This window comes from Paenibacillus sp. FSL K6-2393 (genome assembly GCF_038002545.1).
Taxonomy (GTDB): Bacteria; Bacillota; Bacilli; order Paenibacillales; family Paenibacillaceae; genus Paenibacillus.
In genome coordinates this window covers 1,681,389-1,700,619 of sequence record NZ_JBBOCU010000001.1, presented here as the reverse complement: position 1 = coordinate 1,700,619, position 19,231 = coordinate 1,681,389, and the positions used below count along the sequence as shown (strand labels likewise).

Here is a 19,231-nt window from a genome sequence, read left to right as displayed (position 1 = left end):
CCTCCTGTGACTCGTCTGGAATTGCAGCTTGTATATCATTTTCTTTTATCATTTTATAATAGCAGTACTCTCCGAAAAAGAAACCATTAAAAAAGAGCCGCAACAACGTTATATTAACGTCATTACCGCTCTATCTTTTCTATCTTACACTCTCTAACGTATACCGGTTACGCGGAATTTCAAGACCCAGATTCTCCCTTAGCGTCTCATGTTCATACTCCGTACGGAACAGCCCTCGTTCTTGCAGAACCGGAACAACCAGCTCCACGAAATCTTCCAAGCCATTTGGTACCACGGTACGAACATTGAATCCGTCTGCCGCTTCGCCTTCAAACCATTCCTGAATCCGATCTGCGATCTGATCTGGTGTACCAATGAACGATGTACGTGGGGTAGATGCCAGCAATGCTACTTGGCGCAGAGTCAGCCCTTGTTCTCGTGCCTGCTGCTTGATCTTGTCTGTTGTACTGCGGAAGCTGTTGCTGCCAATCTCCCCAATCTCGGGGAAAGGTTCGTCCAGTGCGTACTGGGAGAAGTCATAATGATCGAAGTACCTACCCAGATAGTTCAACGCCTGATCAATACTCACCAGTTCGGCAATTTCCTGATATTTCTGCTCAGCCTCTTCCGCTGTTCTACCCACAATGGGGCCGATGCCCGGGAAGATCAGGATATCCTCTGCCTTGCGTCCATAAGCCACCGCTCTTGCTTTCACATCGCGGTAGAACTCCTTTGCTTCCTCCAACGTCTCATGTCCCGTGTAGACGGCATCTGCCGATCGGGCGGCCAGATCTTTACCAGATTCAGATGAGCCCGCCTGAAAAATCACCGGATGCCCCTGCTTCGAACGCCCCACATTAAGCGGACCCTGTACCGAGAAGTGCGCTCCCTTGTGATTTAGCGTATGTAGCTTAGCAGGATCGAAAAATACGCCCTGTTCCTTGTCTCCGATAAAGGCATCGTCCTCCCAGGAATCCCAAAGTCCTTTGACCACATTCAGATGTTCTTCCGCAATCTCGTAGCGCAGCGCATGGTTCGGATGTTCGCCTTTGCCAAAATTAAGTGCCGATCCTTCAAGAGGTGAAGTAACCACATTCCATCCGGCTCTCCCACCGCTTAATTGATCTAACGAGGCAAATTGCCGCGCAACCGTGAAGGGCTCACTATAGGAAGTAGACAATGTAGCAACCAGCCCGATATGGGAAGTTGCCCCAGCGAGTGCGGACAGAAGCGTGAGAGGTTCGAAGCGATTGAGAAAATGTGGATTGGACTTCTCGTTAATGAAGAGGCCATCTGCAATAAAGAGCAGATCAAACTTCCCTTTTTCCGCGATACGCACCTGCTTCTTGTAGAATTCCAGACTAACGCTCGCGTTAATTGGAATATCCGGGTGACGCCAAAAGGAAATGCTGTTACCCACTCCGTTCAGTTTGGCTCCCAACTTCAATTGTCGTTGCGACATATATATTCCTCCCTATGTTGTGGTGATGACCATTCAGTTCGAGTATCCTTTTATCTCTGAGAGTCGTTTCATCATTTCTTTATGCTGTTTCCGCTAACTTCTGCTGTTGCCATGCCTAATCCCGGTTTATCCGCCTGTTTCACATCACTTACCCGGACTGCCCAAGCCGCTCCAAGCAATACAATCCCTGTAAATAGAAAAATAAACGGAATGCCGATCCATCCACCGAGAAAACCACCAATTAACGGTCCAAGCACAATACCGAACTGACTCGCCGTCTGACTCAGACTGACAGCCCTCCCACGAAAATCGTGATCAGCATATTTGATGATCAGGGCATTAAGCGCCGGATAGACTGCCGCAAAGAACAAACCATAAACAAATCGCAGGCTGCCAAAATAAATCAGATTCGTTGCTGTCATTTGCAGCAGACTGCCAATCCCACCGCCGATCAGACCGATAAACAGGGTTTTCTCGTATCCGATCCTTCCACCAATCTTCCCCCATCGCGGCCCCATAATGACGGTTGCCACACCAATCGCCGAGAAGACAATTCCTGCACTGAGTGTTGCACTGCCAATATCTCCGCCAATCTGGACCACATAGAGCGTCAGCACCGGTTCGATGATGAGCACGGAGGTCGAGACTAAGAGAATCAAACCGTAGATTCGCATCAAACCCGGCGTGGAAGCCGCTCTTTTCAAATCCCCTATGATCTTCGTTGGAACGATCGTACGAGTTTGTCGTGACTCCTTAACACCGAGGACCATCAGAGCCGCGAGCAATGTAATTACAGCGGATGCAATGAAACATCCCCGCAGTCCGATCCAGTGACTCAATACACCACCGGCAAGAGGACCAAGAATTCCGCCCGCAGCGCTGGCCGTAGAGATCACGCCAAGTGCATAACCCACCTGTTTCTCCGGAGTATTGGTGCCGATCAGTGTAATCGAGGCGGGATGAAAACCAGCCATGAGTCCCTGAAAGACCCTCACCGCGATAAACGTATACGGATCATACACAAAGAAGTTAGCCAGATGTGCAATGCCTAGCCCCACTCCGGAACGGACCAGCATCAGTTTGCTGCCATATTTATCAGCCAGTGATCCCCAGAAGGGTGCGCATAATCCGCTGATCAGAAAGCTGATGGAGATGGAGATACCCGACCAAGCTTCCAAGCCACTCTGGATACCGAGATCATTTTGCAGGAATATAGGAAAGAACGGAACGGATAGCGAGTACGCCATATGATTGAAAAACAGGCCGAACCACAGAATATACAGATTTCTCTTCCATTGTGGCATCTTGGCATTCTCCATACTATATAATTCCTATATAAAAAGTAGGTTATTATCCATATTAGGGTAACGTCATCGGAAAGTATAATAGAAAAGTTCAATAGACCCATTCAAGAATTAAATGAATGGGTCTATACCTTTATTTCGTATGGGTTTTCGTTTACACTCACGCATTTTCACATCATCGGTGTAGACAAAAATCCTCTTGTATAAGTGGTACGTTTTTCGCTTTCCTTCTGGTGAAACATTTTTTGTGGAATCAGGATGTTTGGTACGAACATGGAAAATTTATGTTGAAACAACAAATAAGTTCGTATAATATAAAATTAATTACTTGTTTTATAAATATAGAACTAATCCAGAAAGGAACTAAACTCTTATGAACTACACAGTAGAAGTTGATTTTGCGCCAATTTATGAATGTGTAAGCACCCTGAGCGCTTTTATGAGTAAACAAAATCATACTAACCTGGATGCCGGGAAACGATGGGTTCGTGATGTACAGGATCGATTCTCACCAGCCAAACTTCAACAAATGCGAGATACGATGAAAGCCACAGACAATTTCAGCCTTGCGCCATATATATGGAGCTGTTCAGGGGAACGTTCGGTGAATGGCTTTTTGAATTGGCTTGAAGAGTTGTCCTCAGGACAATTGTATGACATCGCCGCTCGCTTTAAGTTATCTGTCCCCTCCAATCTGCCCGAATTGCGCAATCGGACATCCGAAGTGCTACGAGAATGGGATACTCAGTATTTTGGGCACATCGATCCGGCAATTATTGAGGGACTCTTTTTGGAAGCTGAATCGAGACGTTCCAGTCTGAACGGGACGAATGACCAAGAAGTCTATGAACAAGCTACACAGGGCATGAGGATATATCCCAACCATACGCTAAAAAAAATAATCCTCATCCCTCAATATCATGCACGTCCATTTGTCACCTCAGTGATCTTTGACGAGATGATCTTCACTAATTATTCTTGCGATATTCTTCCAACAGAACCGGGACGACCAGACCCTGGGTTACTGCGTCTAACCCGGGCACTGTCCGATGAAACCAGACTGTTCATCTTAAGACTACTGGCTGGTAAACAGATGACCTTCACTGAAATTGTCCGTGAGGTTGGACTGTCCAAGAGCACGGTGCATTACCATCTAATAGCCTTGCGAGCAGCCGGGCTGATTATCGTGCATTATGATTACAAAAACACCGAATATAGCCTGCGCTTGGAAGCTCTAAACAACCTTCCACGGCAGATTGGAGCTTACATTGAAGGTTGAGTTCAAGCATCTCCATCTCCACAAATTGCACTATTCTATCATACGGAGGAACCTTAATGCTGAAGCGAAGTTATTACGGTTTATTGGCTACTGTTACTCTTAGCTCTCTCGGTGATGTGTTTGGTCTTTTGGCCATGGAATGGCTTGTTTATGAATTAACTGCCTCTAAGTTAGCCATGGGTGCTATGGCACTAAGTTTCAGCATTCCCGAGGTAGCCTTCCGGCTACTTGGATCACCGCTGTCCGACCGACTGCATCGTGGACGGTTCATGGCCGGACTGGCTACAGTACGACTGTTGGCTCTTTTGTTGCCGCTAAGTATGGGTATCGCGGGCCAATTACAACTTTGGCACCTATTTCTCGCCGCAGCACTCAGCGGGGCCTGCTCCGCCCTCTTCATGCCAACGGCCATGGCTGTTGTACCGGGCGTAGCTGGCAAACACAAACTGCTGCGGGCATTCGCAGTGATTGATGGTTGTCGAAATGCCGCTGCTTTGCTGGGACCAGCCTTTGCCGGAGCTCTAACGGCTGCAGCTGGAGCGTTACCAACATTAGGCATCAACGCTATTTGCTACATTGCAGCCATCACGGCACTGCTCTATCTGCCCACAATGCAGAAACCAGTAGCACAAACATCTTTTTCTCTTAAAGCTTATATCCAAGATATTGGAGAGGGCTTCACTTTTTATCGGCGATTCCCAGCCATGCTATCGATTATGGTAATGGTTTCGATCAGCAATATGTCCTCTGTAGCCATCTGGACCATGATGATTCCTTTTGTCCGCGAAGTGCTGCACCGGGATGCCGCCGCCATGGGCACTCTGACCACGGCTTCGGCATTTGGCACACTAGCAGGACTAACTATTATCTCGTGGATGGGTGAAATCAAGAGAAGACGCACGGTCATGCTGTGCAGCTTAGCTGTGATTGGGCTTTTCAACGCTTTATTGGGACTATTTCCGAGTTACCCATTTGCACTTATTGCCTTATGTGCTGCAGGAGCAGCCGGACCTTTCTTCGGTTCTCTAAGCTCTTCGTTACATGGTACGCTTGTGCCCAGTTGTCTACAAGGCCGGGTTAATTCGATCCGATTCCTGATTGGTGGAGGATTACAGCCCGTAGGTGCTTTTGCAGGTGCAGCGGTTGCAGAAGTCTATGGCCTTCCCTTCCTATTTCTGTCTTTAGGTCTTCTTCCTTTCATCTGTTCGATAGCTGCTTTATTTCTCCCGAACCTGAAAAATTTGAATGGCGATCTCGATACTCTACTACATAAGCCATCCAATAAAGTTCGTATTACAAGCAGTTAACAACACTAAAAGCGCCGTCCCTTTTTATTGGAACGACGCTTTTGACGTGTGACAACGATAGCAGTTTACCTCAAACATGCCATGATACCACATCTGTCCCCCACTTCCCAAACATGCGGGACTGGTATCCCGACATAGGTGGTAATTGTGAGATAAAAGCCAACTCTTCGCTTCTTAAGATTTTTTTCTATACTCTCCATTATCGTGTAAATATGAAGTGAACTTGATTACATATCGCGATCATACTATTCCTTCAATTGGACCGACATAAATACATCGACCTCATCTTCACTGTCCAATATAAATCCAAATCGTTCATACAATCGCCGAGCAGGACTTCCCTGCAAAACATTTAAAATAACCCTTTTCCCCTGAACTTCATCCTGTTCCAGCAGCATGTTCAATATCTGAGTTCCTATTCTCTGGCCCTGATAATCGGGATGTATGTAGAAATGTTCCAATAGATATGCCTCAGACTTGGGCTTCAACGCTACACAACCTACCATTGAACCCTCCACTTCAATAATCTGTGTCTGGACAGGATTGAATGTATTCCGGAAACGTTCACGTACTTTCACATCATCGTACCTTCCCAGTCTGGTTAGATCATCGTAGAGTACCAACGCTCGCAAATCAGCGAGTTGCTCTTGGTCTGCCTGTACAGCTTGACGCATTGTTATTGGGTTCATTTGTTGAATTCCTTTCCAGTGGAGACACGTTAGTTTTTGAATGTCTTATCCCACGATAGGGATAGGACACTAAAAATCATACCTTTGGCAGCTCACATGAGCAACAGCGGATTTTAGAACGTAATATATTTTCCAAACTATTTATCTCCGCAAAAAATAAAAAAGCCCAAAAAGGACGGTGCAGTCTTGCTTATACAAATAAGCGAATCCGCAACCGTCCCTTCTGGGATGAAGATTATTTAAGAAAACTACGAAGCATGTGACGCTTGTGCTGCATGCTGCAATGCTTCCAGACCCAATGCGAGCGCACCACACAGACCTGCATGCTGGCCCAATCCAGGCTGGACAATATATTGGTCGATATGTTGCGTGATTGGGGCAGCATTCACATAACCATTCAGATTCCGTACAACCTGCTCCCGGATCATAGGAAACAGATGATCTTGCTGCATCACACCACCGCCCAAGATAATTTTCTGCGGCGAATGAAGCAGGATGGCCGTTGTAATCGACTCCGCAATGTAAAAGGATTCGATCTCCCACGCCGGATGATCTGCCGGCAATTCACTGCCAGGGATCTGCCAACGGGCTTCAATGGCTGGTCCTGCAGCCATACCCTCCAGACAATCGCCATGATACGGGCATAATCCGGCAAAGTGATCGTCTGGATGGCGTCTTGTGCGAATATGTCCACCCTCGGGATGTAACAATCCATGGACTCGTTGGCCCCCTGCCACAAGTCCAACACCAACGCCTGTACCAATCGTGTAATATACACAGTTGTCCAGCCCTTGCGCCGCTCCCCACGTCACTTCACCGAGCGCGGCAGCATTCACATCCGTATCCCATCCAAAAGGAACCGGAAATTCATGCTTCAAGGTTCCAATCACATTACAGTTTCCCCACCCAGGCTTAGGTGTGGTCGTAATATAACCATAGGTGGGACTATCCGGTTGCAGATCAATCGGACCAAAGGAGCCAACCCCCATTGCTTCCACATCTTTATCCCTGAAATAGTCGATCACCTTGGCAAGAGTGGTCTCCGGATGTTCTGTTGGAAAGCTGATCCGATCTTCAATCTGTCCATGCTCATTACCTACACCACATACAAACTTTGTTCCACCCGCTTCTATGGCTCCAATACGCATCGTTCTGGACTCCTTTCCTTCATTACAATTAACCTTTAGCCTTGGTTGGTGATATCTCATAGATATGAAGTGAAGAGAAGACCAGATCAGTATTTTCGGCATGAGCAGAGATGCCCTTGGAATCCACATCCGGATAGATCAGATCCGTAATAACCGCCTGACCATCATTTGCAAATACCTCCACAGATGAATGATCTACAAAGATACGCAAACTTTGATTCGCACTCGGTGCCTTTAACTCAGCTGTATGACGGCTCAGGAAATGTTCATGAAAATCGCCGATACCCGATCCACTACGATCGATATACACTTCCCCTCGGTTGGCGTCTACGCCAACGAGAGTTTCGTTGTCAGCTCCGCTTCTTAAGGCAAAATGGAACGACTGATTTGGAGTCCACTCTGCATGGATCTCATAGTTCACTAGTTGCAAAGCGTTCAACTGCTCACTCACTTGCTGAATCGAAGCATCCTGTAGGGACAATAATGGCGTACGGGCTTGCTTAAGTTCACGTGCAGGACGTTGAATCAGTATTACTTCTCCGGCTCTTGTCTCCAGAGACAGCTCCCGTGCAATGGTCATTGCTCCACGATAATCATTGGTTGGCGTCTGATTGGCATACATCCAGTTGCTCATCCACCCCATAAACAGGCGTCTGCCATCTTCAGCCGGAATGTCAGACCAACTAACTCCCGCATAGTTATCCCGGCCATGATCAATCCAGCGAATCGTATGGGATGCCTCATCTGGGACAAATGTTCTTCCATCAAAATCTCCGGTAAAATATTGTGTTCTGGATCCTTCTTTAAAAGCAGGATCTGCACCGATGCTAACGAGCATCACCCATTTCACCTGCCCTGAATCTCCATCCACTGCAAGCGGGAACAAGTCCGGGCATTCCCACACGCCATCGTGTGAACCGATCCCTTCGCCAAATTCACTTCCTAGCGTCCAATCCTTCAGATTGGGAGATCGGTACAGACATACCGTTTGACCACAAGCGATAATCATAATCCATTCCTTGGTCTGCTCATGCCAGAACACTTTGGGGTCACGGAAATCAACAAAGGACTCATGCTTTAATACCGGATTGCCCTCGTATTTAGTCCAGGTTCTGCCGTTGTCTTTGCTATACGCCAGACTCTGACGCTGAACAGGATGATCATTTGGTACTTCCAGATGATGTGTAAAAATGGCTACCAACCCCGGCTCATCTTCGAAAAATCCAGAAGTATTGTTCCAGTCCACCACCGCACTGCCGGAGAAAATCATGCCATGTTCATCCGGTGCCAGAGCTACAGGAAGTTCCTCCCAAGTGACGAGATCTCGGGTTACCGCGTGACCCCAATGCATCGGCCCCCATGTAGTACCAAATGGATGATACTGGTAAAACAAGTGATACTCCCCATTGAAAAACACCATGCCGTTTGGGTCGTTCATCCACTTCTCTTTCGGTGAAAAGTGGTATTCATTTCTGTAATCTTGTTTAAGAATTGTCGACATTATGGTTTCTCCTCCGTACTTTTCTTTATTTGTTATTACGGTCATATCCCGCTTGTTTAATCTGTAGCCATTCTTGCAATCCAAGGCGATCCAGCTCTTTCAAGTAAGCATCCCATTCCTGATCTATTTTCCCGTTCTGATACCATTCTGTACGCAGACGTAACACGTAGGCGAAGAGATCGGTCTCGATCGTGGACAATCGATCCAGTTCATCAATGGAGAAGAACACACTTGGATATACGTTCTCCGCTTTCATATGCGGAACCATAACCTTGTCAAGAAGTTCCATCCGCCAAGCCGCATCTTCCGGTTTGGTTGTGTATTTGTCATAATAACTGTCGAGAATGGCCAATGGTCCTGCGATACTGGTTTTTTGTCTGAGCTCCACAGGTGCAGAGCCTTCCAGCGGAAGATGCTTCAGCATCCCTTTGGCTTCATCGAATTCAAAAATATTTTGCTGACTCTCATCTCCATAGGTACCCCAGTTGTTCTGCACGGATTGGAGCGGATCGTACAATTGGTCTACCCACTTCGCTGTGGATTCCAGGTTTTTATTGCTGCTGGTAATGACCATGCGACCACGATCAAGCCCTATTCCGTTTGTTCTTGTAACATTGACCTCTCCGTTAGGGCCGGCAACCGGAGGCAGAACATCATACGTATCATTCATGCCTGTAATGTTAGCCTTATCCCAAGTGAAGTACATGCCGTACTTGTTGTCCTTGCCTTTCGCAAGATACGTGTTCCAATCCTGCTGGTACGATTCAACATCCACGAGACCTTCCTGAACCAACTCATGAATGTATTTAACCGCTTCCTTGTAACCTTCATCAGCTGCCGTGAAGACCACTTTCCCATCATTGGTTACCACGGTATGATCCCAGTTCTCTCCGAGTCCAAATGCCGCAAAGAGAAATGTCAGATCTTCTCCGCCCGGTTTGTTAATGAAAGATAACGGAATTTCGTCTGCCTTACCGTTGCCGTTAGGATCTTGGGTTTTGAAGGCGATCAATACTTCTTTCAGTTCTTCGGTTGTTGTTGGCATCTTCAGTCCAAGCTTGTTCAACCATTCCACATTAATCCAGGGCAAGTTATCCACTGCCTGAATCCGTTGTTTGCCACTTCCGAGTTCTTCAATCCATGGGAATGAATAGATATGTCCGTCTGGAGCCGTGATCATGCTCTTGTATTCGGGAGCTTCCTCCAGCACCTTTTGCAGATTGGGCATATATTGTTCAATCATGTCCTCAAGTGGAATGATTGCCCCGTCCTTCGCCAGTTTCAGGAGATCATAGTCCCCGTAACCTGCATCAAAAATGGCATCCGGCAAATCACCGCTGGCCACCGCCAGATTTCTTTTTTCTGCAAACACATCACTCGTATAGTTCTTCCAGTTGATATGCACATTGGTTTTCTCTTCGAGTCGCTTGTTAATCAGCTTGTCGTTTGGATCAGCGGGAGCCAGCGGAGAGCTCTGTGTTATAAAATTCAATGTCACCTTGCCATCAGGGGATTGCGCCTCACTAGCCGCGCCGCCTCCACCCCCGCCACAGGCGGTTAGAAAGAGCATTGCAGATAACATGGAAATGGATGCCGTTGTAACGGCTTTTCTGGACTTGTTCACTTTTTTCATAATAATGACCTCCATGAGTTGGATTGGATCAACTTACTGTATCGCAGGCTGTTCACTATTTGAGGGAACCGACCATGACACCTTTTTCGAAATACTTCTGGAAGAACGGGTACATGATGATGAGTGGCAGACTCGAAATGACAATCGCTGAGTATTTAATCATCTCGGAGAGCCGTTTCAGTTCTGCCATCGCAAGCTGATCACTGATCATGCCCGGTGCAGCCTGATTCTGAATCAGAATGGAACGCAGAACGAGCTGTAACGGATGCAGGTTCGGATTATCGAGATAGATCATTGCATCAAAATAGGAATTCCATTGCCCAACGAACGCATAAAGTGCAAGTACAAAAATGATCGGTTTCGACAACGGAATGACGATCTGGAAGAAAATCTTCATCTCAGAGGCGCCATCCACGTTTGCAGCTTCTTTCAGTTCTCGAGGGACTCCTTTGAAAAAGGTTCTGGAGAGAATGATGTTCCAGACGTTAACGGCTCCAGGGATGATGATTGCCCACACCGTATCGAGCATGCCGAGATTACGTATGAGTAGATAGGTAGGGATCAATCCCCCGCCGAAGAACATTGTAATGATAAAGATAATCATGAAAAATCCACGTCCCGCGAGCCTATCATCCGACAATGCATAACCTGCAAATATGGATACGGTCACGGTGATCAGCGCAAAGGAAACCGAGTACAGTACCGCATTTGCAAACCCCCGAATCATGGCTGGATTGGACAAAATCATCTGATAACCGTCCAGACTCCAGTCCGATACATTAAAGGACAGTCCACGATTCAGTAGCACCGTGGGGTCCATGAATGAGGCGATAACAATATAAATCAGGGGAACAACCACAACCAGTACAGCACAAGTGAGAAAGATGGCATTGAGTGTGAGGATCAATCGATCCATTCCCGTGTGTTTAACAACCATGGATAATACTCCTTTCCTAATAGAGGCCTTCGCCTTCATTCAATTTCTTCACAATCAGATTCACCGTCACCAGCAAAATCACATTGATCACCGAGTTGAACAATCCAACTGCCGCAGAATAAGCGTAATCTCCAGACTGTAACCCCACCTTGTAGACATATGTGGCAATAATCTCGGAGGACGGCAGGTTCATGGACGTCTGCATCAGATAGGCCTTCTCAAATCCAATGGACATAATCCCGCCAGCTGCAAGGATAAAGACGATGGCCATAATCGGACGAATCGTTGGAAGGTCAATGTGGCGAATACGCTGAAGGAGATTGGCTCCATCCAGATTAGCCGCATTATGAAGCTCCGGATCAACATTGGCCAAAGCCGCAACGTATATGATGGAAGCCCAGCCGGCTCCGGTCCAGATATCGGACAAAATGTAGATCCAGCGGAAATATTCCGGTTCAGACATGAACATGATCGGCTGACCTGTAATCCATGTGGCTAATTGATTAATTGGCCCTGTCGGTGAGAGGAAGATGAACAGCATACCCACAACCACAACAACCGAGATGAAATTGGGTGCGTACAGAAACAATTGAATATTTTTCTTGATGCCAGCTTTGCGTACCTGATTCAGCATGAGTGCCAGTAAAATGGGCACCGGGAAACTGAATATCAATCCCAAAAAGCTGAGTTTAAGCGTATTCATTAAAATGATATCGAAATTGGGTGAAGCTATAAATTTCTCGAAATGCTTCAGTCCTACCCAATCACTACCCATGATACCTTTGATCGGACTGAAATCCTTAAACGCAATGATGGCTCCGTACATCGGAATGTACTTGAAGATAAGAGTCAAAATTAAGGCTGGTGCAAGCAACATATATAAAAAGTAATTTTTTTTGAGCTGCTGCAACCTATGACTGCTTGTCGTCCTCACTTTCAGTACCCTTCCCTCGCCCTTTTTGCTGTCAGCTATGTTATCCAACACGATACCCCCGTTCATTCTAAAAGTTGACAATTGTTTTCAGTAAGGGCTTTCAATATTTACAATTGCCTATTTAATAATTTACAATTTATCAGGTTTCAACGGATTTAGTCAATACGTTTTGTAAAAAAACATTTGTGCATTTGATCATTTTATCTTTGCATCAATGTAACTAAAGAGGATTAAATTTGCATATATATAGCACTGAATCGTTAATACCAGCATAGATATTTCTATACTATTACTGTAATAGATCATCATTGTTACACTAATTAACGAAACTTCTGGAACAATTATGAAAATAGAATTCGCTCATCTAAATGTAAACACAATTGTGCATTTGTAAAACAGAGATTGCTATTTGTCCCGTTCTATTATACATTTGACTTAGAGAAGAATATGGATGACTATTGATGATTAGAGGTGAAGCATTAGATGGCAAAGGAAAAAGTCACGATACAAGACATCGCTGATGCTTTGGGGATCTCCAGGAATACGGCTTCCAAAGCATTAAATGATAGCGGAAACATCCCGGATGAGACCCGAAATCGTGTAATTAAAAAAGCAATTGAACTTAAATATAAACAGTTTGCCTATATGGACAATGAGCATGTTCTAACCAAGCCTCCGGGCAATATCGCCCTGTTAACTGAAAACCTGCCTAATACATCTCACTTTGGTTCATTGTTAATCAGCGGTTTGGAGAAAAGAATCAGTGCGGAGGGATACAATCTCTCGATCCATATCGTGCGTGAAGACGATCAAGATACACTTACACTTCCCAACAATTTTGATATAGCCAAAGTAGACGGCATTATTTGCATTGAATTATTTGATCTGGAATATACAAAGCTGATTACCGATCTGGGCATTCCCACCATCTTTATCGATTGCGCTTCCAACATATGTTATCCCGAATTCCAAGCAGATTTGCTACTCATGGAGAATGAACATAGCATCTATCAGTTAACCACAAAATTAATTGAGAGCGGCTACACAAGTATTGGATTCGTCGGAGATTACAATCACTGCAAGAGCTTTAATGAACGATGGGTTGGATATCACCGTGCTATGCTGGAAGCGGGGTTGCAAGTCGACCTGTCCCATTGCATCCTAGATAATGATCGCCTGTGTTTCTCCAAGCCAGGGTGGTTGAACCAGCGAGTGGCAGAGCTGGCATCCCTACCTTCCGCTTACGTATGCGCTAATGACTTTATAGCAGTTGATCTGATCAGGGCGTTAAAAGATAGAAATGTCGCTGTTCCACAGGATATTGCGATATGCGGATTCGATAATGCACCCCAATCTCGAATTATTGAGCCTGCATTAACAACGGTTCATATTTATAGCAATGAGATGGGCATTAAGACTGCGGAGATGCTGTTATCCCGGATTAATAGCCCAACACAGCCGTATCAGGTCTCACACATTGTGACCAAACCCATCATCAGGGAGTCCACACCAGCAATCATGGCCGATCATTCTCAGATGGTTCATAGTTCTGCAAAATAAAATAACCGTATGTCTCACGAGTAACAACTCGTGAAGCATACGGTTTTTTGTGGTTTCGATTTGGTTGGATGAAAGCTCTATCCTATCCATCGCGGCCTAGATAGAAATCATCTCGCGATTAGATCTCTTTCAAGATGCCTTTTACCAAACCAATAAAGGTTGTTTTCACTTGCGCAGCCACTTCAATAACTTCATCATGACTTAATGGCTGATCCAGAATACCACAGGCCATGTTGGTCAGACAGGAAATGCCTAGTACCTTCATACCGCCATGAATGGCAACAATGGCTTCAGGTACCGTGGACATCCCCACTGCATCCGCACCCATCGTACGAATCATGCGAATCTCCGCTGGTGTCTCATATGCCGGGCCACTCCACCATGCATAGACACCTTGCTGCAAGCCAACATTCTGCTCTTCTGCAACCTTAAGGGCAATACTGCGCAGTTCGCGGTTGTATACCTGTGATACGTCTGGGAAACGAACCCCCAGTTCGGCGTTATTCGGCCCCATCAACGGATTATTGGCTACCAGGTTAATATGATCTGTAATGAGCATCAGTTGACCCGGCTCAAAGCTTGTGTTTATGGCTCCGCAGGCATTGGTGATAAGCAATTGCTCGACACCCAGTGCTTTCATGATCCGAACGGGGAAAGTCACTTCGTCCAATGTAAAACCTTCATAATAATGAAGACGGCCTTTCATCGCTACAACCGTTTTGCCCATCAGTTCACCAATAACCAATTCATTGGCATGACCGATAGCCTCCGATTGCGCGAAATACGGAATATCTGTATACGGGATAACGGTCGCATTTTCAATCTCGTCCGCGAGCGCTCCCAGTCCCGAACCCAGAATCATGCCTACGGCTGGTTTGGTATGGATTCGGTTTAATATGTAATCTCTTGCTTCCTGAATATGTGCGGATTGATGCATAATGATATCCTCCTGATGATCTGAATTGAGTTAACAAAAACTGAGGTAATGAGGTGCTACTCATCAAGTGTAATGAACAATGGTCTTGATGTAAATGGAAGCTGTTCTATATACAATAAAAAAACGACCCTATGCTCCAGAATCGTTTAAAAACATGGACATACCCTAATCCAATGAATATTTGTTTCTACTTTTCAAGTAATCGATTGTCATGATCAGCAACAACATGAATGTAGCAAACATCAGCGGTTTGGCAAAAGTACCTTCTTCAAAGATATAATAACTAAATGCAAAATTTCCGGCAAAAGTAATTAAATAGTTTCGGATGTAATCCATCTTCTCATCTCTTTTCAGGAAAGAATTTGGTTCGCCATTTCTTCAAGCCTATCACAAAATTCCATTTAATACCATATTTTTATCATCCACACCAATCAACGCCTCAATCATGCACGAGATAGACGTACTGTATAATCTATATTGACTACAGCAAAAAATCGGCCACATTGTGACCGATTCTCTCCACTTCCCTGATGTTCAGGACATAGGGTTAATGATACGCCAAAATGATTCCTTAGGCTGCAACTGCTGATCAAAAACAAAGGGCCAATTTTTGCGCCCACGAACCGGGAAATGGTCCAGCCAGGTGTAATTGTCCGCTACTCCCCAGAACGTCACAGAGGTAATGGACGATTTATACTCACGGAACAAATTGAAGATTTCTTCATATCGACGCTCCTGTAGCTCAGCCATCTCCGAAGTTGGCGCGATGAGGTCCGTTCGACGATCCTCATAACGAAACACGGACATATCCAGCTCGGTAACATGCAACTGTACATCCAGTGAAGCATAACGCTCAATAGCCATTCGGATCTCCTCAATCGAAGGACCATGAATATTCCAATGCCCCTGCAACCCAATCCCGTGTACAGGCGCTCCCTTGTCCAGCAAAGACCGAACCAGATTGTAGATCTTTTCCCGTTTGACCGGATCCGTCTCATTGTAGTCATTATAGAAAAGAAGCGCATTTGGATCAGCTTCATGAGCCATACTGAACGCTTGCAGCAAATAATCTTCCCCCACCAGTTCTAACCACTTCGTGTCCCGCATGAACAGGTCGGTCTTATCTTCAATAGCTTCATTGACGACATCCCATGCATATATTTGCCCCTTATACCGACCTACTACCGTATCGATATGTTGCTTCAAGCGAGATAATAACAGCTCTCTGGAAGCAGGAGCACCTGAGGTATCTTCAAAAACCCATTTCGATGTTTGATTATGCCAGACCAAAGTATGTCCGCGAACCGCAATTCCTTGGGCAACGGCAAAATCAACAATTTGATCCGCCGCCTCAAATGTATAACGATCCTCTTCCGGGTGAATTTCTTCGAATTTCATCTGATTTTCAGCCGTGATGCTATTGAAGTGTTTGGCGATAAATTCCCCTTCGGACTGCAACATTCTGGTATGTACAGCAGCACCTATTTTAAACGTATTAGCGTACGCAGCATGTAGTGATGGAATTTCTATTGGCATTTACAATTCCTCCCTGCCCATTTTTATTCATCATATCGTTTGTTGAATACGCTTACAATGAACAAATTATACTTCTTCCCCCTCATATTTAACTAATTATGATCCTGGGCCCTGTGCGCAAAACAAAAACACCTCCACGTTTGTTCCACTGCTCATCGCAACAGAACGATTTCTTGGAAGGTGTTATGTGATCGCGATGTTCCGTTTAATTCAACTCATATACGAAGAGGATATGAAGCGTTACAGCTTGTCCACCTGTAACAACGTCACCTGTTTCACGGTGCATGCCGGGTTAATTTGCTCCTCGGACAGAATGTTTAGCTTAATCAGGCTTTTCAGCTTATGGCTGTCTACCTTGGACAACAATCGCCAGATGTCCGGGTCTGGAAGAGAAGCATACAGCTTCTGATCATCGTATTCCTTCCGGTTCTGAAGCACTGTTTTCACGGTGTAACCACCAACCTGCGTCTCATACACCCCTTGTTCTGCACAATACGCAACAATCTCATCTCGTAGTACAGACAACTGCTGCTCAATATTTTTTTGCTGCTGCTTCAGGTCAAAGTAAGTTTGCACTTTCTGCTCCATATCGATCACGCTCCTCTACTATCATAGGTATGCGAGGATCGCTAGTTTAGGACTGGCTGTTTATTTTATTTAAAAAGTGGTCTTTCTATTACTTAATCGTATACTGACGTCATTTTATATCCCCGTATTATGATTACAGCAGGTGTTCATTCAAATATGGATTATGGAAAACCATGCTGTGAACCCTTTCCATTACATCTGGCCCCATGGGTACATCCCCAACGCGCCTTAACAGAATCCAGCGCAGGCAAGCTATTGCTCCAAAAACCTGCTCCTCTTCCAGCGTGTACGTATAACTTGCAGAACGTGCAAATTGAGCGTGATACATCTCGCCGTAACTTTCCCCATTATAGATGGTGATCAGAAACACAGACCATGCCATATCGTACCTTGGATCACCGTACTGCCCATTAGTCCAATCGATGATGGTGTAATGGTCGTCCATCTCAAGAATGTTTCCCAGATTATAATCGCCATGAATCAAGCGGTCCTGTCTGATCTGAACCTGCTGGATCAAGTTTGCCAGAAGATCATTTATATCGTCATGTAATTCAATTTGAGGAAAAAAGTATTGAACAAAATCGTACCTGAATATGTATTCTTCATCTTCTCCAGTCCCCACTTCATTCACCGAATAACGATGGACCTCCATTAATCGCTCAGCCAAATGTGTCAGTTTGGTTTGTGTTAATTGGGTAACCGGCTTCCCATCATAGCTCGTTAACAGCAATTGATTCTCTTGCTCGTCTAATCCCCAACCGTAGGGTTTGGAAACACGAATTCCACTTTGATAAAGCTTGGACAATAATCGATATTGTTTGGCGATATCCGGTTTGGAATCCTTGTCCCAGACTTTCAATACGTACCGCTGATCACCCATTTCGATTCTCATCACACTCGCTTCCAGTCCAGGTGACAAGGGAGTGATCTGATACTGCTGTTCAATCATCTGCTGAACACGCTCATCCAGTTCTATCCAACTCATCTGGCTAAGTTGAATCGTCATCGTTCTCCTCCTTCCATGTTATGACCGCCTCCCCTGTTATTCAGGTATAATCAGGCCTTTGCCAATCACATTGGCGGATACTGGCTGCTTGCCCAATTCTCTGCCCCATACCGACAGCTGTCCCATATGGTGAATTTCATGGGCGATCACATGTCGCATAACTTCTCCCCATGAATCTGTACTGGCCTTGCCAGCTGAGCGATGATCGATAAAAGCTCTTTTTTCCATACTCGAATCCCAGGCTGTAACAAATGCCTCCACATCAGGACGTAACTTGCGATCCAATTGCCTTACCGCCTCAAGATTCTGGTAGTTTGCAAAATCTTCCGCATCATCCGGTTTGCCCTGAAGCAACTGAAGCCAGCTCCACTCTACATCAATGATATGAAATAACGTTTGTAATATGTTGCCTACTCCGCCCGTGCGAGGCCGAAGCAATTCTTCAAGCGGTACATCTTCACACCACACATACCATTGCTCACGCACCATCCAGTTATAACGAAAGAATGTTTCCATTGGTATATTCCCCTTTATCGGCTATATTTTTCAGAGAGATTTGATCAATTCTGTATTGGCAAAGGTATCCTCCGAATGTTCAAGATCACCATAAATTCCGCTAATCTGATTGAATCCGGATTTGATCCAGAAACGTAATGCAGGCCAATTTTTGAGCGCTACGTTAATTCGAATTTCCTTGTAACCAAGCTCGGAACAGTGCAGAGTCAATGCCTGAATTAATTCTTGTCCATAACCCTGCTTCTGGATCTCGCTCTGGATATATAGAAATTCGAGATAGATCGAATCCTCGGAGGGATACCCATGGTATACACTTAACAAACCAATATAGCGGTCATCCTCATTCGTGCGAATGGATTGAATTCGATAATTCTCCAGCCTGCCTCCCGGCGGAAGATGGCCTTCTTCAAAACATTCTTTCACATAGTTCCGATCATGCTCTTGTCCATCCCATTGATGCAAGTACCGACTGGTCTCATATATGGACTCGAGTTCAGGAATATCGGACTCCTTCACGTCCGAAATAATGAGCCTGTCTGACTTCCATTCTACTGGAAGTTGTTTCATCGTAATCACTCCATCTTTATATTCTATATAAGTTAAACTATTGAATATTTACACTGGCCACTACGATGACAGAACAACCTTCCGATCGCTGTTATCCCCAGAGTTTTTTGATTCATTTTATAATGGGAAACTCCGGGGATAAAGGCGAACGCTCCGCTTCTTCAGGTCCTTTCTGTCCTCTCCGTTTCGTGCAACTATTCAGTTCAAATTTATTTAGTTAATTTCTTTTTTATATATAAGATTACATGAATACCTGCATAAATAAACAGGACATTGAACAAATATAGAAGTACATTTAAATAGATGCCAGATATAAACCAGATTGTT

General features: G+C 45.3%; 18 protein-coding genes. 3 read left to right on the top strand and 15 right to left on the bottom strand.

Annotated elements, in window-relative coordinates:
* Positions 1-139: 139 nt before the first annotated feature.
* Together MHI14_RS07450 and MHI14_RS07445 are read right to left on the bottom strand one after the other, a co-directional pair.
* Complete coding sequence (locus tag MHI14_RS07450) at positions 140-1,462, bottom strand: LLM class flavin-dependent oxidoreductase (protein WP_341130096.1); 1,323 nt, start codon at positions 1,460-1,462, stop codon at positions 140-142.
* Between the two features lie 71 nt (positions 1,463-1,533).
* Positions 1,534-2,766, bottom strand: a complete 1,233-nt coding sequence (locus MHI14_RS07445) for an MFS transporter (RefSeq protein WP_091034755.1) — start codon at positions 2,764-2,766, stop codon at positions 1,534-1,536.
* Between the two features lie 439 nt (positions 2,767-3,205).
* On the opposite strand from MHI14_RS07445, the gene MHI14_RS07440 reads away from it, so the two are divergent.
* Both MHI14_RS07440 and MHI14_RS07435 read left to right on the top strand, forming a co-directional pair.
* Entirely contained in the window at positions 3,206-4,045 is an 840-nt protein-coding gene (locus tag MHI14_RS07440; RefSeq protein ID WP_176872525.1) for an ArsR/SmtB family transcription factor, read from the top strand.
* 56 nt (positions 4,046-4,101) lie between these two features.
* Positions 4,102-5,352 (top strand): MFS transporter, encoded by a 1,251-nt coding sequence (locus MHI14_RS07435; RefSeq protein ID WP_091027879.1) that lies wholly within the window; start codon positions 4,102-4,104, stop codon positions 5,350-5,352.
* 245 nt (positions 5,353-5,597) lie between these two features.
* Here MHI14_RS07435 and MHI14_RS07430 read toward each other — a convergent pair whose 3' ends face one another.
* The 6 genes from MHI14_RS07430 to MHI14_RS07405 form a co-directional block, all read right to left on the bottom strand.
* A complete protein-coding gene (locus MHI14_RS07430) occupies positions 5,598-6,041 on the bottom strand; it encodes a GNAT family N-acetyltransferase (RefSeq protein WP_341130095.1) in 444 nt (147 codons plus the stop codon).
* A gap of 248 nt (positions 6,042-6,289) precedes the next feature.
* Entirely contained in the window at positions 6,290-7,189 is a 900-nt protein-coding gene (locus MHI14_RS07425; protein ID WP_339310373.1) for an ROK family protein, read from the bottom strand.
* Positions 7,190-7,217: 28 nt separating this feature from the next.
* Entirely contained in the window at positions 7,218-8,690 is a 1,473-nt protein-coding gene (locus tag MHI14_RS07420; RefSeq protein ID WP_341130094.1) for a glycoside hydrolase family 32 protein, read from the bottom strand.
* A 25-nt stretch (positions 8,691-8,715) separates the two neighbouring features.
* On the bottom strand, positions 8,716-10,323 hold the full coding sequence (locus tag MHI14_RS07415; RefSeq protein ID WP_339310377.1) for an ABC transporter substrate-binding protein: 1,608 nt from the start codon (positions 10,321-10,323) through the stop codon (positions 8,716-8,718).
* A 55-nt stretch (positions 10,324-10,378) separates the two neighbouring features.
* Positions 10,379-11,260, bottom strand: a complete 882-nt coding sequence (locus MHI14_RS07410) for a carbohydrate ABC transporter permease (RefSeq protein ID WP_036617174.1) — start codon at positions 11,258-11,260, stop codon at positions 10,379-10,381.
* Between the two features lie 16 nt (positions 11,261-11,276).
* The gene (locus MHI14_RS07405; protein ID WP_223200008.1) at positions 11,277-12,137 is read right to left on the bottom strand and encodes an ABC transporter permease; all 861 of its coding nucleotides are present in this window, start codon (positions 12,135-12,137) and stop codon (positions 11,277-11,279) included.
* Positions 12,138-12,677: 540 nt separating this feature from the next.
* Here MHI14_RS07405 and MHI14_RS07400 point away from each other — a divergent pair.
* Positions 12,678-13,754, top strand: a complete 1,077-nt coding sequence (locus MHI14_RS07400) for a LacI family DNA-binding transcriptional regulator (RefSeq protein ID WP_124115715.1) — start codon at positions 12,678-12,680, stop codon at positions 13,752-13,754.
* A 118-nt stretch (positions 13,755-13,872) separates the two neighbouring features.
* Here the strand turns inward: MHI14_RS07400 and MHI14_RS07395 are convergent, their stop codons facing one another.
* From MHI14_RS07395 to MHI14_RS07365, 7 genes are all read right to left on the bottom strand, one after another.
* Positions 13,873-14,691 (bottom strand): purine-nucleoside phosphorylase, encoded by an 819-nt coding sequence (locus tag MHI14_RS07395; protein WP_289390113.1) that lies wholly within the window; start codon positions 14,689-14,691, stop codon positions 13,873-13,875.
* A gap of 165 nt (positions 14,692-14,856) precedes the next feature.
* A complete protein-coding gene (locus MHI14_RS07390) occupies positions 14,857-15,027 on the bottom strand; it encodes a hypothetical protein (RefSeq protein ID WP_341130093.1) in 171 nt (56 codons plus the stop codon).
* A 198-nt stretch (positions 15,028-15,225) separates the two neighbouring features.
* Entirely contained in the window at positions 15,226-16,227 is a 1,002-nt protein-coding gene (locus MHI14_RS07385; protein ID WP_339310384.1) for an endo-1,4-beta-xylanase, read from the bottom strand.
* A 240-nt stretch (positions 16,228-16,467) separates the two neighbouring features.
* A complete protein-coding gene (locus MHI14_RS07380) occupies positions 16,468-16,815 on the bottom strand; it encodes a hypothetical protein (RefSeq protein WP_339310386.1) in 348 nt (115 codons plus the stop codon).
* A gap of 133 nt (positions 16,816-16,948) precedes the next feature.
* Positions 16,949-17,821, bottom strand: a complete 873-nt coding sequence (locus tag MHI14_RS07375; RefSeq protein ID WP_341130092.1) for an aminoglycoside phosphotransferase family protein — start codon at positions 17,819-17,821, stop codon at positions 16,949-16,951.
* Between the two features lie 36 nt (positions 17,822-17,857).
* Positions 17,858-18,337, bottom strand: coding sequence for a DinB family protein (locus MHI14_RS07370; RefSeq protein ID WP_339310389.1), 480 nt, complete (start codon positions 18,335-18,337; stop codon positions 17,858-17,860).
* A 30-nt stretch (positions 18,338-18,367) separates the two neighbouring features.
* Positions 18,368-18,904 (bottom strand): GNAT family N-acetyltransferase, encoded by a 537-nt coding sequence (locus tag MHI14_RS07365; protein ID WP_341130091.1) that lies wholly within the window; start codon positions 18,902-18,904, stop codon positions 18,368-18,370.
* Positions 18,905-19,231 lie beyond the last annotated feature (327 nt).